General features: G+C 35.1%; 14 protein-coding genes and 2 tRNA genes. 8 read left to right on the top strand and 8 right to left on the bottom strand.

Annotation, left to right across the window (positions count from 1 at the left end; translation table 11 throughout):
• The first annotated feature begins 1 nt into the window (after window position 1).
• From AAGD68_RS04320 to ccmE, 5 genes are read left to right on the top strand one after another with little or no spacing between them, the layout of a single operon-like run.
• The gene (locus tag AAGD68_RS04320; protein WP_265045030.1) at window positions 2-1,444 is read left to right on the top strand and encodes a NuoM family protein; all 1,443 of its coding nucleotides are present in this window, start codon (window positions 2-4) and stop codon (window positions 1,442-1,444) included.
• Complete coding sequence (locus AAGD68_RS04315; RefSeq protein ID WP_265045032.1) at window positions 1,441-2,805, top strand: NADH-quinone oxidoreductase subunit N; 1,365 nt, start codon at window positions 1,441-1,443, stop codon at window positions 2,803-2,805. Before AAGD68_RS04320 ends, AAGD68_RS04315 begins: the two co-directional genes overlap by 4 nt.
• 17 nt (window positions 2,806-2,822) lie before the next feature.
• Complete coding sequence (locus AAGD68_RS04310; protein ID WP_253309436.1) at window positions 2,823-3,545, top strand: biotin--[acetyl-CoA-carboxylase] ligase; 723 nt, start codon at window positions 2,823-2,825, stop codon at window positions 3,543-3,545.
• Window positions 3,542-3,679, top strand: coding sequence for a hypothetical protein (locus tag AAGD68_RS04305; RefSeq protein ID WP_253309437.1), 138 nt, complete (start codon window positions 3,542-3,544; stop codon window positions 3,677-3,679). The genes AAGD68_RS04310 and AAGD68_RS04305 overlap by 4 nt, the downstream gene beginning before the upstream one ends.
• On the top strand, window positions 3,663-4,055 hold the full coding sequence (gene ccmE, locus AAGD68_RS04300; protein WP_253309438.1) for a cytochrome c maturation protein CcmE: 393 nt from the start codon (window positions 3,663-3,665) through the stop codon (window positions 4,053-4,055). Before AAGD68_RS04305 ends, ccmE begins: the two co-directional genes overlap by 17 nt.
• A gap of 77 nt (window positions 4,056-4,132) precedes the next feature.
• On the opposite strand, the gene AAGD68_RS04295 is transcribed toward ccmE, so the two are convergent.
• The 4 genes from AAGD68_RS04295 to AAGD68_RS04280 all read right to left on the bottom strand — a co-directional run bounded on the left by AAGD68_RS04295 (window position 4,133) and on the right by AAGD68_RS04280 (window position 6,866).
• A complete protein-coding gene (locus AAGD68_RS04295) occupies window positions 4,133-4,561 on the bottom strand; it encodes a hypothetical protein (RefSeq protein ID WP_253309439.1) in 429 nt (142 codons plus the stop codon).
• A 121-nt stretch (window positions 4,562-4,682) separates the two neighbouring features.
• Complete coding sequence (locus tag AAGD68_RS04290) at window positions 4,683-4,997, bottom strand: hypothetical protein (protein ID WP_253309440.1); 315 nt, start codon at window positions 4,995-4,997, stop codon at window positions 4,683-4,685.
• A gap of 62 nt (window positions 4,998-5,059) precedes the next feature.
• Window positions 5,060-6,592 (bottom strand): MgtE intracellular N domain protein, encoded by a 1,533-nt coding sequence (locus tag AAGD68_RS04285; RefSeq protein WP_264688440.1) that lies wholly within the window; start codon window positions 6,590-6,592, stop codon window positions 5,060-5,062.
• 198 nt (window positions 6,593-6,790) lie between these two features.
• Window positions 6,791-6,866, bottom strand: a tRNA-Ala gene (locus tag AAGD68_RS04280).
• A 442-nt stretch (window positions 6,867-7,308) separates the two neighbouring features.
• Between AAGD68_RS04280 and AAGD68_RS04275 the strand changes: the two genes are divergently transcribed.
• Both AAGD68_RS04275 and nuoF read left to right on the top strand, forming a co-directional pair.
• A tRNA-Lys gene (locus AAGD68_RS04275) sits at window positions 7,309-7,381 on the top strand.
• A 19-nt stretch (window positions 7,382-7,400) separates the two neighbouring features.
• On the top strand, window positions 7,401-8,654 hold the full coding sequence (nuoF, locus tag AAGD68_RS04270; RefSeq protein ID WP_253309962.1) for an NADH-quinone oxidoreductase subunit NuoF: 1,254 nt from the start codon (window positions 7,401-7,403) through the stop codon (window positions 8,652-8,654).
• A gap of 28 nt (window positions 8,655-8,682) precedes the next feature.
• Here the strand turns inward: nuoF and infC are convergent, their stop codons facing one another.
• The 4 genes from infC to nuoI form a co-directional block, all read right to left on the bottom strand.
• Complete coding sequence (infC, locus tag AAGD68_RS04265; RefSeq protein WP_253309442.1) at window positions 8,683-9,201, bottom strand: translation initiation factor IF-3; 519 nt, start codon at window positions 9,199-9,201, stop codon at window positions 8,683-8,685.
• 12 nt (window positions 9,202-9,213) lie between these two features.
• Entirely contained in the window at window positions 9,214-11,115 is a 1,902-nt protein-coding gene (thrS, locus tag AAGD68_RS04260) for a threonine--tRNA ligase (protein WP_253309443.1), read from the bottom strand.
• Window positions 11,112-11,300, bottom strand: coding sequence for a hypothetical protein (locus AAGD68_RS04255; RefSeq protein ID WP_187297136.1), 189 nt, complete (start codon window positions 11,298-11,300; stop codon window positions 11,112-11,114). The genes thrS and AAGD68_RS04255 overlap by 4 nt, the downstream gene beginning before the upstream one ends.
• 65 nt (window positions 11,301-11,365) lie before the next feature.
• Entirely contained in the window at window positions 11,366-11,848 is a 483-nt protein-coding gene (gene nuoI, locus AAGD68_RS04250; RefSeq protein WP_038199316.1) for an NADH-quinone oxidoreductase subunit NuoI, read from the bottom strand.
• A 213-nt stretch (window positions 11,849-12,061) separates the two neighbouring features.
• On the opposite strand from nuoI, the gene mnmE reads away from it, so the two are divergent.
• The gene (gene mnmE / locus AAGD68_RS04245) at window positions 12,062-13,390 is read left to right on the top strand and encodes a tRNA uridine-5-carboxymethylaminomethyl(34) synthesis GTPase MnmE (RefSeq protein WP_264688437.1); all 1,329 of its coding nucleotides are present in this window, start codon (window positions 12,062-12,064) and stop codon (window positions 13,388-13,390) included.
• Window positions 13,391-13,408 lie beyond the last annotated feature (18 nt).

Genomic DNA, 13,408 nt, shown 5'->3' with positions numbered 1-13,408 from the left:
GGTGTTGTTACTTAGTATATTCTTGCTTCCACTGATAGGAGCGTTGATTTTATCCTCGATCAGGATTAATCATCAATCTATACACTTAAGATTCCTTGCCCTATTTTTTGCTGTACTTCCATTTTTGCTTAGCATTGTAGCTTGTATAGAATTTGATTATAACAATGCGGACTTTCAGTTTGTCAGCTATCCAGTAAGAGATATTGGAATAGGGGTGGATGGAATATCGTTGCTTTTCCTTCTACTTACGACCTTCTTGTTTGTTATTTGTATGCTCTATAATTGCAAAATGAGTTATACGACCCTAAAAGCCTATATGGCATTATTTCTACTGCTTGAGAGTTTTGTAGTCGGTTTTTTCGTTTCACTGAATGCTATAAGCTTTTATGTGTTTTTTGAAGCTGTCTTAATACCAATGTTCTTTATTATTGGCATTTGGGGAGGGAAGCAAAGGATATATGCGACGTTTAAGTTATTTCTTTATACATTAACTGGCTCATTATTATTTCTACTTGGGTTGGTATACATCTATAGTGTTTTTGGAACGTTTAATATACAAAAATTAGCTACATTAGTGCCAAGCCTTGATCTTGAAGTGCAGTCATTGCTGTGGATTGCATTTTTTATTTCTTTTGCAATAAAAGTACCTATGTTTCCATTTCACACTTGGCTTCCTGATGCGCATGTGCAATCACCAACTTCTGGGTCTGTGATTTTAGCTGGCTTGCTTATTAAAATGGGGGGATATGGATTTTTAAGGTTTTCTATTCCAATGCTTCCTCAGGCAAGTTTGTATTTTTCAAATTTCGTTGTTGTGCTGAGCATTATTGCGGTGATATATGCTTCTCTAGTTGCGTTTGCTCAAGATGATATAAAGAAGTTAATAGCTTATTCTTCAATAGCACATATGGGAATCGTTACCGCTGGCCTCTTTTCATTTTGTGAGGAAGGAGTACTGGGTAGCATATTTCAAATGATTAGTCATGGCCTTATTTCTGCTGCTTTATTTTTGTGTGTTGGAATGCTATATACTCGAACTGGAACTTTGGAGATTGCAAAGTACTTTGGCATAGTAAATACAATGCCAAAATTTGGTTTTATGTTCATTTTGTTTTCAATGGCTTCAATAGGGCTACCTGGAACATCTGGGTTCATAGGTGAGTTTTTGGCTATGGTTGGAATGTTTAAGAGCATAGGTTTTTTTACAGGATTTATCGCACTTGGCACTATTTTAAGCGCAGTTTATATGCTGAATTTATGTAAGCAAATAATATGGGGGGTTAGCTATTCTAAATTATTAAATAATCGCTTGGATAGCATAGAATTTTCTGTCTTAATTCTGCTTGCAGTGTTTGTTATTTTGCTTGGATTCTACCCAACCCTTGCACTGAATTATTTGAAGCCATGTATGGCAAATTTGTTAGTCAAATATAATGCGCTATGAATTATATACAGATATTGCCGGAAACGTTCTCTATTATCTCCTCGTTAGTGTTGCTACTGCTTGGAATTATATTTAACCGCCGAACTATCAACTTATTAGCACTTGGCTGCACAGTGGTAACTTTGATTATTTTAATTATTTCGGCAGAAAACAATGAAATTTTTCTCTTTAATTCGTTGTTAAAACTCAATTTATACATCAGGTCAGCCCAAGGGTTAATTCTCAGCACAGGAATTTTAATACTTTTGATGCTGAATTTATCAAAATATGACTATAAATATGAATTTTCAATACTGATTCTTTTTGCGCTATTTGGCATGATAACTTTGGTTTCAGCAAATAGTCTGATTTCTTTTTACTTAGCTTTTGAGTTGATGAGTATATCTTTATATGTTCTTGCGAGCTTTAATAAAGATTCAGCTTATTCATGTGAAGCAGGAGTGAAATATTTTACACTTAGTGCACTATCTTCCTGCATTATGCTATATGGAATGTCGCTGCTTTATGGATATACAGGACAAGTCAATTTCTCTGAGCTCTGTTCATTCTTGCAAAACCATCAGATAACTTATGGAATAGTTTTTGGGTTAGTTTTTATCCTTATTGGTTTGTGTTTCAAGCTTGCTATTGCTCCTTTTCATATGTGGGCTCCAGATGTCTATCAAGGTGCACCTACCATAGTAACTGCGTTTTTTTCTACGGCCCCAAAAGCTGCACTTGTAACATTTTTAATTCGATTGATGAATGAAGAGTTAGTAAATGTAAAAAGTTATGTTCAGCCTATTTTCTTATACGTTTCAGCATTGTCTGTGCTTATCTCAGCTTTTGGGGCCTTGCGTCAGCAAAACTTAAAAAGGCTGCTTGCTTACAGTTCAATTGGTCACATTGGTTTTATATTTGCTTCACTTTCTATTTTTACACAAGCAGGAACAGATAGTGCCTTAATGTATTTGGTGATATATATCATCACAAGCATAGGACTATTCTCATATCTCGTACAAATTGACGATGACGATTGTGATATTGCAAATTTATCTGGTATAGGGAAGAAACACCCAATTGTAGCATTTCATCTTTCTGTACTGTTACTCTCGATGTCGGGAATACCTCCACTTGCAGGTTTTATCGCTAAATTTTTTATATTCAAAAGTTTAATAAATTCTGGCTTTATCAGCCTGTCTTTGATCCTTGTAATAGCGAGTGTGATATCATGCTACTATTATTTAAATATCATGAAAGTTATGTATTTTGATAAAGCTAGTGGTAATAAGGTTGCTTATTCTAAGGGTCTATTCATTATCACTTCAGTGGCTTCACTTATCAACCTCGTTCTTTTCTTATACGTTTTACTCACTCATTGAACTAAAGGGCTGACAAGGTGATCCCTAAGGGCTTTCATATTCATCATTACAAAGAAGTTTCAAGCACTAACGAAGAAGCGTTAGATTTAATTGATAAAGGAATATCAAATGAAACTGTCATTATTGCTGATAAACAAACAGAAGGTAGGGGACGCACTGGAAAAAGCTGGATTTCTCCAGAGGGTAATCTCTATGCGAGTTTGATAATTAACCAAGAAACGGATGTCAGCAAATTGACAGAATTGACTTTTGTTACTGCTCTTGCTGTTGGCAACACGTTACTATCATTTATAAGTGACAGTAACGTTCAACATAAATGGCCAAATGACATTCTAATCGATGGCAAGAAAATAAGTGGAATATTGCTTGAAAAAAGATCCAATTCGAATTGGCTCATTATAGGAATTGGAATTAATGTCAATCATGCACCACTTCCAGGAACAACGTGCATTAGCAATTACGGTGAATCTGTGTCTAACATGGATCTGTTAAAGGAATTAATAATAAATTTTAATAAGCTAAGAAAGCAATGGCTATTTGATGGATTTTATGCTATAAGAGAAATGTGGTTAAAAAAAGCATTCAAAATGAATGAGCAAATCAGTGTAAAGTTAGCTGACAAATTGTATGAAGGAATTTTTGCTGATATAGATAAAAGTGGTAAATTGGTGTTGCAGCAAAAGGATGGAAGCTTAATTTATTTTGATGCAGGTGAGTTATTTATTGATAATGCATTATGAATACATATGTAATTTTTGCTTACCTTATTAGTTTCACGCTGATTGCTGGAGAGCTAATTTTTACCATTTCTTGCTATATTAAAAGTAAAAAAATCTTAGAAAGCCTTAAAAGTAATAATGAAGAAGAAACATAAGCGATTACTTATAACTTCAGGAATTTTCTGCTTTTTAAGTTGTGCAGTTTTTTTTATTTTAACAACGCTCAAAGAAAATATCTCATTTTTCTATACAGTAAGTGAGGCAATAGTTTTACCAAATAATCAAAAGCCAATCCGTGTTGGTGGAATGGTTGTTGAAAATAGTGTGATACGGAGCGAAAGCGAAGTGATTTTTCAAATGACAGATTTTAATAAGAGCGTTATGGTGAAATATCAGGGAATACTTCCACCAATGTTTTCAGAAAAAAGTGGTGTTGTTGTGCAAGGTAAAATGTTTGATAATAGTACTTTTCTTGCAGATACAGTGTTTGCAAAACATGATGAGAACTATATGCCGAAAGTTTTAAAATAGATTCCCTAATTCAGCTGTATTGAAACGATATGTAGAGAGAGTAACAGCCTGCTAGCAAGCTGTTACTTTCCTAACTACTATAATATATCAGAGTGAGTTGGCGCTTCCCATTCATCTATGTTATCACCACCAGTTGTTCCTGTTTTTAATTTTCCAACCTCTTCGTTTAGGTTGTCAAAGTTTTCTTTCAAAAATTTAAGATCCTTCTTATTATCCATAACTAGCTCTTCAACCCTATTTGAATTATCATACAATTCATCCATATAATCTTGATGACCTTTCAACACGTCATTCAATTTAGGAACAAATGTGTCATTTAAATCTTTGACTAGTTTATCTAGAATTTTGTGGACGTAATCGACCGACGCATTCTTTTCTTTATTGCCTTCAAAAGATTTAGGCTTAATTTTGACCTCTATGTCATTTATTATTCTACGATTGGTACCGCTCATTCTGCTTGTTACTCCAAAGTTGCTTTCGCTTTCTTTTACACTGTAATTACTCATATTAACTCCTATAAAAAATTAGAATTTAAAACTAACTAGTTACCTTGAAATGGTATGTGAAAAAAGTAATAGCCCAGTGGGCTATTACTTTTTCTTATTTTTGCTAATTATTAGCTATTTTCTATCCTAGTGGATTTAACTCTGGAGAAAAAAAGGTGTTGGGATTTGTTATGTCAGAATCCGTGAATGAATCTACTTCATCTCTCAATTTATCGATTTTCCCAATTAAACCTGAATCTTTATCACCAATTTCCTTCTTTATTGTAGATAAGTGCTGTGTGGTTTGGCTTACTACATTATTGATATGTTTTATTATGGGATTGACTGATTCTACAAATGTGTCAGCTTTTACCATCCCTTTAGTTCCTGTTATCTCTTTTAATGGTGCCTCAATTAACTCCACATTAAATTTTTTATCTTCTGTTGAATTATTCATGTTTATTAACTCCTTAAATAATAATATTAAAAATAATATTATTCATTATCTTCTGTAATCTGCTAAACAGATATGGAGTAATCCTGAACAGTATAAGCATCATTACTGTTAAGGTAATACTCTTCATTTACTACAGAAGAATGTTGATAGCTAAATTGATTGGGGTTAACTATATCATCACCTTCCAGCAATTCCTTAAGTTCTTCAAGTTTTTCTTTCATTTCCTCTTGTTTCTTGTTTTGTTCATCAAACTTCTCTTTTAATGCATCAATAATAGCTTTAGACTGATCTTGATTGCTGAGATCACCAATCACAGCTGTCACTTTCTCATAAGGCAGTTTGTGAATGATGTCTTTAAGCTCTTCTGCGCCTATGTTATCCAAAAGTTCTTTAAACTGCTCATTAGACATATTGCGAGCAAAAGCTTGAAGTTTGTCTGGGTTATCAACTAAAGACTTAATGATAATCTGAATCTTATTAGGATCAGTTAAATCTCGAGCTACTATTGCAAGTTTCTTGTGGTCTAGCTTATTAATTAAATCATGTAATCTATCTCCTTCTAAATTGTGTACTAGGGCTGGAAGTCGATTTTTCAACGTTTCGTCCAAAATAGTGTTTATACTTTTCTCATCTGCATCTTTTATTAGTTCTACAAACTGATCATTGCTTATTGTCTTGATAGCCTCCAGAAACTGATTCATTTTAAGGTGAGGGAAAATTTCTTTTACTTGGTCTAGATTTAAGTCTTTCACTAGGTTTGTAAGCTGATTTTTATCTAAAAGAGGAACAATTATTTGTAACTTTTCTGGATTTAGTTCCTGAGCAAGGGTTTTTAGCTGGTGATTGGTTAGATGATCCACTAAAGCTTGGAGTTGTTCATCCATTAAGTTCTCTGCTAAGACCTGCAACTGGTTTGAATTTAGTTCAGGAATTATTTTTTGCAGCTGCTCATTCGTTAAATTCTGTGCTAAAATCTGGAGTTGATTTGAATTCAGTTCAAAAATTATTTTTTGCAGTTGAATAGGTATATCAAGTAACATATTATTCACTATTTCCTTTATTTCCCCTGCATTACAAGGTGCTACGTTTTTTTGCAGCGCTGTATTGTAAGGTGAATCGATAATATTTCCTTTTTTATCTGAGAAATAGTATTTACCACTTTCGTCTCGCGTTACGTATTGATACGATACAGCTTGTGCAAGAAAATCCACACTACTGTATCTTTCACTGTTATCTCCTACACTAGTTACTACGTTTACTAGCTGATCATTAAGGTATATAAGAGAATTATTAGTGGCATCTCGGTTATACCAGTTATTAGCGTTCAGACTTTGTCCCGATTCATTAAGACAAGTATACATTCCGTTATGAAATTGACAGAAGTTTACGTTTAGTGTTAGCACCTCTTCACTTTTATCATTCAGCGGTATAAAAGCAAGTTTAGCAATTTTGTATGGTCTACTCACATCAGCATTATCTCTGCCAGAAAAAGAGGTTCCTAAACAAACATTTTTGCCTGGATAGCATGTCATTCCTTCGCTTATCACAAGAGACTTTCCAGGTACCATCTTAAAAACATGCTTTTTTCCACTCATAGGCATTACCAATAAATTAACTGTTAGTATTCTAACATTTATTGATTAATTTATTATTAAATTGGTATATATTAGAATTATAATAACAAACATTACTTGCATAAAGAAAAGTTACAGAAAGAGGGATTTTTTAGGGAACTAGTATAAAATACTAATGGGCTAAAATAAGCTGACTTTATGATATGCTAGAACCTATATTGGTGGAGGCAAGCGGGATCGAACCGCTGACCTTCTGCGTGCAAAACAGATGCTCTACCAGCTGAGCTATGCCCCCAATTCTTGCTTAAAGCATAAATCACTCAGGCTGAAATGCAAGAAATATTTATCTGTTATAGCTAAACTGACTTAGATTTACTGACAATTTGAAAAACCGTCATTCCGCTGCGTGTTAGCGGAATCTATCTGCAGCAGTGTGACGTGTTAGCTATAGGCTATTGCTAAGCATTATAATAGTGCACAAATTCTGCAGGGTATATACAGTTTTCTATTTTTCTTATCTCCTTAGCGTTATACTTCACACCATCCAAATAAATCTGTGAACTGAAAATTAACAAGAAGTTTTCCTTTAAAAATTTTTTAAATTATCCATAGATTTTTTAACTAAATTATCACTAACGCAGTATATTATATAATTTATTTAACCACACATGAAAATTTTAGTTTGATTAAAACGGATAAAAACTGTATTGATGTTTAGTATAGCTGAAAAATGAAATGATCCCGTAGCTCAGCCGGTAGAGCAACTGACTTTTAATCAGTGGGTCACGCGTTCGAATCGCGTCGGGATCACTCACAAATTTTGAAAAACATGCTAAAAGAACAAGACAAAATATTCACCAACCTAAATGGTAAAGAAACTCCACTACTTAAGGGTGCAAAAAAACGTGGTAGCTGGCAAAAAACAAAGGAGTTACTAGATTTAGGATCAGAAAAGATCATTGATGAAGTAAAGAAATCTGGTTTGAGAGGTCGAGGGGGTGCAGGATTTTCCACCGGCCTTAAGTGGAGCTTTATGCCCAAAAATCTCCCAAAAGCATATTTAGTAGTCAATGCAGATGAGTCAGAACCTGGTACATGTAAAGATAGAGATATATTGCGATATGAGCCACATAAGTTACTTGAGGGAATTCTCCTAGCCGGCAAAGCGATCAGCGCATCAGTTGCGTATATTTATATCAGGGGTGAATTTTATAATGAATATTTAGTTCTAAAAAAAGCACTTGAGGAAGCCTATAAAGAAAACTTAATTGGAAAAAATGCCTGCAAATCAGGTTATGATCTTGATGTGTTTATCCATAGGGGTGCAGGAGCTTACATATGTGGGGAAGAAACAGCTCAACTCGAATCAATTGAAGGAAAAAAGGGCTTTCCTCGCATGAAACCTCCATTTCCCGCAGGTGTTGGACTTTTTGGCTGTCCAACCACAATAAACAACGTTGAAACTATAGCCATGGTTCCAGATATTCTAAATCGCGGAGGAGAATGGTTTGCATCTCTTGGTAAACCAAATAATACTGGTACTAAGATTTTTTGTATTTCAGGACATGTAAACAACCCGTGTAATGTTGAAGAAGAGCTCGGAATTCCACTACGTGAATTGATTGAAAAATACGCAGGTGGAGTGCGAGGGGGTTGGGATAATTTACTTGCTGTAATACCTGGTGGGTCTTCAGTGCCATTAATTCCAAAATCTATATGCGATACTATTGAAATGGATTTTGATTCATTAAGAACCGCACAATCAGGGCTTGGTACTGCTGCTGTAATAGTGATGGATAAATCAACTGATATAATAGCTGCAATAGAGAGGTTATCACACTTTTACATGCATGAGTCCTGTGGACAATGCACACCATGCCGTGAAGGTACTGGATGGATGTGGAGGATTATGAAGAGGATGGTGGCAGGAGATATTAAGCCTGATGAAATAGATAAGCTGCTTGACCTTACAACTCAAATAGAAGGACATACAATTTGCGCGCTTGGTGATGCTGCAGCTTGGCCGATTCAAGGATTAATAAGACATTTTCGCCATGTTATCAAAGAGAGAGCGATAATTTAACTCTACTTATACTTCTTAAGCCGTTTTGCTACTTAGCAACCAAAGTTAAAAAATATTGATTTCCTTCTCTTTTAGGTGCTAATTCTACCTTTGCAATATCTTCAGTGTCTCTAATTAGCCGTTCTAATTTTTCCAGTCCAACTTCAGTGTTTATAAGCTCTCTCCCTCTAAATCTCATTGTAACTTTAATTTTATGTCCATGCACAAGAAAATCCATTGTTTGACGCAATTTTGTTTCGTAGTCGTGATCACCAATATTGGGACCCAGTTTAACTTCTTTTATAGTTAATGCTTTTTGTTTCTTTTTTGCTTCACTTGCCTTCTTTTTTGCATCATATTTTTGTCTGCTGTAATCCAGAACTTTACATACTGGAGGAGTTGAATCAGGTGCAATTTCCACCAAGTCTAAACCGACATTCTGAGCAGATGCCAAAGCTTGTTCTATTGGCACAATTCCGACCATTTCACCACTGTGATCAACTAAGCGTACCTCCTTAGCTGTGATGAGTTCATTAATTCTATTTTTATTGTTCTTTTTTATTTGCAAACTTTAACTCCCTTAATTCAAATTAACACTTTTTAACAGCGATTCAGTAGCCTTTTCCAAAGAAAAAGACTCCTGTCTTTCTGATCCTAAATTTCTCACTGACACAGTTTTACTTGTAACTTCATTTTTGCCTATAATCCATAATATAGGAACCTTGTTTGAACTATGCAAACGTATCTTATAACTAATTTTTTCATTGGTCAAATCAGTCTTGACTCTCACACCTTGTTCTTTTAAAATATTGCTAATTTCTGTGGCGTAACCGTCAGCTTCATTTGTAATGGTCAGAATAGCAAGTTGCGTTGGAGCAAGCCAAACTGGAAATTTTCCTGCATAATTTTCTATCAAAATTCCGATAAAACGCTCAAAAGTCCCAAGAATTGCCCTATGTAACATGACAGGGTGATGCTTGTGCCCATCTGCCCCTATATAAAAAGCTCCCAGACGTTCTGGTAAAATGAAATCAACTTGTAATGTTCCACATTGCCAATTTCTGCCTATTGCGTCTTTCAAAACGAACTCTAACTTTGGACCATAAAATGCACCTTCACCAGGGCTCAGTTCATAACTCAAGCCCGCTTCTTTAACGGCTTCAAGCAGCGCTTTTTCAGCTCTATCCCACACTTCATCATTACCGGCTCTAATATCTGGACGGTCTGAAAATTTCACAGAAATTTCATTGAATCCAAGCTCTGAATATACTTCTTTTAAAAGGTCACAAAACTTTACAGTTTCAGAATTTACTTGTTCTTCCATACAAAAAATGTGTGCATCGTCTTGCGTAAAACCACGCACTCGCATCAGTCCGTGCAATGAGCCTGAGCTTTCATTTCTATGGCATGTACCAAACTCTGCCATACGTATTGGTAGATCACGATAGCTTCTCGTGTGAGAATTAAAAATCTGCACATGACAAGGACAATTCATAGGTTTTATTGCTAGCTTTTTGCTTTCAGATTCATCAACAATGAACATATTTTCACGAAATTTATCCCAATGTCCCGACTTTTCCCACAGTTCTTTACTTACCAAAATAGGAGTTTTTACTTCAAAATAGCCATTATTTATCAATTTCTTTCTTATATAAGACTCAAGAACATTATATAGAGTATATCCTTGTTCATGCCAAAAAACCTGCCCGACAGCTTCCTCTTGGATGTGAAATAAATCCATATCCTTAGCAATTTTGCGGTGATCACGTTTTTCTGCTTCTTTGAGACACTCAAGGTAAGCGTTTAATTCATCCTTATTTCTCCATGCGGTGCCATATATTCGCTGTAACATTGGACCCTTAGAATCACCACGCCAGTATGCTCCTGCAACTTTCATAAGCTTAAACGCTTTGACTCTGCCAGTTGAAGGAGAATGTGGACCGCGGCATAAGTCAACAAAATCGCCTTGTCTATAAACAGTTAGGTTTTCACTCTCTGGTATAGAGGATATAATTTCAACCTTATATTTTTCGCCTATACCACTAAAGAAATCAACTGCCTGCTTGCGAGTCCAAACCTCTCGAACAAATCTGTGATTACTTTTTACAATCTCTTTCATTTTCTTTTCTATTGCAGCAAGATCATCCGTAGTGAAGGTACGATCTGTAGCAAAATCATAGTAAAAACCGTCCTGAATTGTTGGGCCAATAGTAATCTGAGTATTAGGAAATAGCTCTTTCACTGCCTGCGCCATTATATGAGCAGCATCGTGCCTTATTATGTCCAAACCCACTTCGTCACTCAGTTGTATCACCTCTATCTCTGTATCAGATTCAATTTCACGTGAGAGATCATACAACTCACCGTTTACTTTCAATGCAACTGCTTCTTTCAAAGCATCCAGTTGTAATATATCAAAGCCAGTGACTTTATCGTCATATTCTTCTATTCTTTTTTCAGCTGGAAAAGTAATTTTAATCATTTATCGACCCTTTTGTCTAACCCTCTCTTTGTCATCCCAGTGCGTGACACTGGGATCCATCTTATTTTTATAATGGAAATTAGTTTAACGTATGCTCCTAAAATCTGTTGTCCATTGCACAATTTACAAATATTTTTATACCTGGATCCCAGTGTCACGCACTGGGATGACAAAAAAAGGAACACTGAAATGACAGAAAAACAGCACCTGGGTAACAGAGGAATGATTTGAAAGCTATAAATTTTTAACATCAGTAGTACGGTCTATTCTTTTTTAACCTGAGTGCAATTGCGTCTTCCCAAACTTCACCATTACGCAATAACTTTTCTTTATTGTACATTAGCTCCTCTCTTGTTTCAGTAGCAAATTCAAAGTTAGGACCCTCCACAATTGCATCAACTGGACATGCCTCTTGGCAAAGTCCGCAGTATATGCATTTTGTCATATCAATATCATAGCGCGTGGTGCGACGACTACCGTCTTCTCTTTCCTCTGCTTCAATAACTATTGCTTGAGCAGGGCAGATAACTTCGCATAATTTACAAGCTATGCATCGTTCTTCACCGTTTGGATACCTACGCAACGCATGCTCACCACGAAACCTTGGACTTAAAGGGCCCTTCTCCATAGGATACCTCAAAGTAACCTTTGGCTTAAACATATATTTTAATGTAATAACAAACCCTTTAATTAACTCTACAAAAGACCAATACCAAGCTAATTTCTTGAGCATAAAATATTTAAAACCTATGTTGATAATTATAAATCATATTATCAGTTTTCAAAATAAATATTTTCACCTGAGTGACCTTTGCAGTTTTTTATATAATGTATTTATTAATATGATATTACTATAAACTAGCAAGATAGATAAAAATTTTGAATATTTTCAAATTAGGTATTTTGGTTTCTTAAGTGTAATATTGCTAAGTAGTTTATATAAATAATGACAAACACAAATGAAACTATTTTCGCTTTATCGACCGTATTGGGTAAGTCAGGAGTTGCAGTAATCAGAATTTCAGGCAACTACGCGCTTAAAGCTTTAAATCATTTTCATATTAAGAAAGAAATTAAACCAAGATTTGCTACTTTAGTTGATCTATATGATGATTCCAATCAATTGATAGATAATGGAATAATCATCTATTTCCCTGCTCCAAACAGTTTCACTGGCGAGAACGTTATAGAGTTACAAGTGCATGGAAGCAAGGCAGTCATAAAAATCATCTTGGAGGAATTATCAAAAATTTTCGTTATGGCCAAGCCTGGAGAATTCTCACTTAGGGCTTTTCTAAATAGTAAATTTGACTTAACGCAAATAGAAGGGATTGCAGACTTAATTGATGCTGAGACGAAAATGCAAGCTAAACAAGCGATTAAGCAGATATCGGGAGAATTGGAGAGACTATACAGCAATTGGAGGCAAAGATTAATAACGATACAATCCAAAATCGAAGCATATATAGACTTTCCAGAGGACATTTGGGCAGAAAAAAGTGAATTGAAAAAAATTAATAATGAAGTGCAATCTCTCGTGCAGTTGATACAAGAGCATTTAAATGATAATAGACGGGGCGAAAGGTTGCGTGAGGGTTTACATATTGTAATAACTGGTGAACCAAATGTCGGTAAATCAACTCTATTTAATTTCTTAGCCAAGCGTGATATTGCTATTGTTTCTGAATATGCAGGCACAACAAGAGACGTGCTTGAAGCTCATATTGACATTGGCGGATACCCAATCATTCTCTCTGATACTGCTGGAATTCGTGAGAGTTCAGACCCGATAGAATCAGAAGGCATAAGTCGAGCAAAAAAGAGGTCTTTTGAAGCTGATCTAAGAATAGAACTATTTCCTTTTGAACAACGTTATAATATCAATTGCAACGTTGTAAATAGCGATACTATTTATGTATTGAGCAAAGCTGACGATGCAATTAATGACAGAAATATACTGATTGGCGATGTAGATTTTCTACCTATTTCTATTTTAAAGGGAATAGGTACAAACAAGTTGATCTCTCTCATAAAAAAGAAGGCAGAGGAAAAATTTGGGCATGATAGAGACACTCCTGTGATTACTCGGCAAAGACATAGGAGTCACATGCAGAAAGCACTGGAACATTTACAACGTTTTAATATCGATAATCCAATTGAGTTGATATCTGAAGATTTGAGGCTTGCTGCATTTGAACTTGGTGCGGTGATTGGAATTATTAATGTTGAGGAAATATTGAGTAGTGTGTTTAGCAACTTTTGCGTGGGCAAGTAAAGCTTTTATAGATTGCTT

This window comes from Wolbachia endosymbiont (group A) of Machimus atricapillus (assembly GCF_964027095.1).
Lineage (GTDB): Bacteria > Pseudomonadota > Alphaproteobacteria > Rickettsiales > Anaplasmataceae > Wolbachia.
This window is presented reverse-complemented; position numbering and strand designations above follow the sequence as displayed.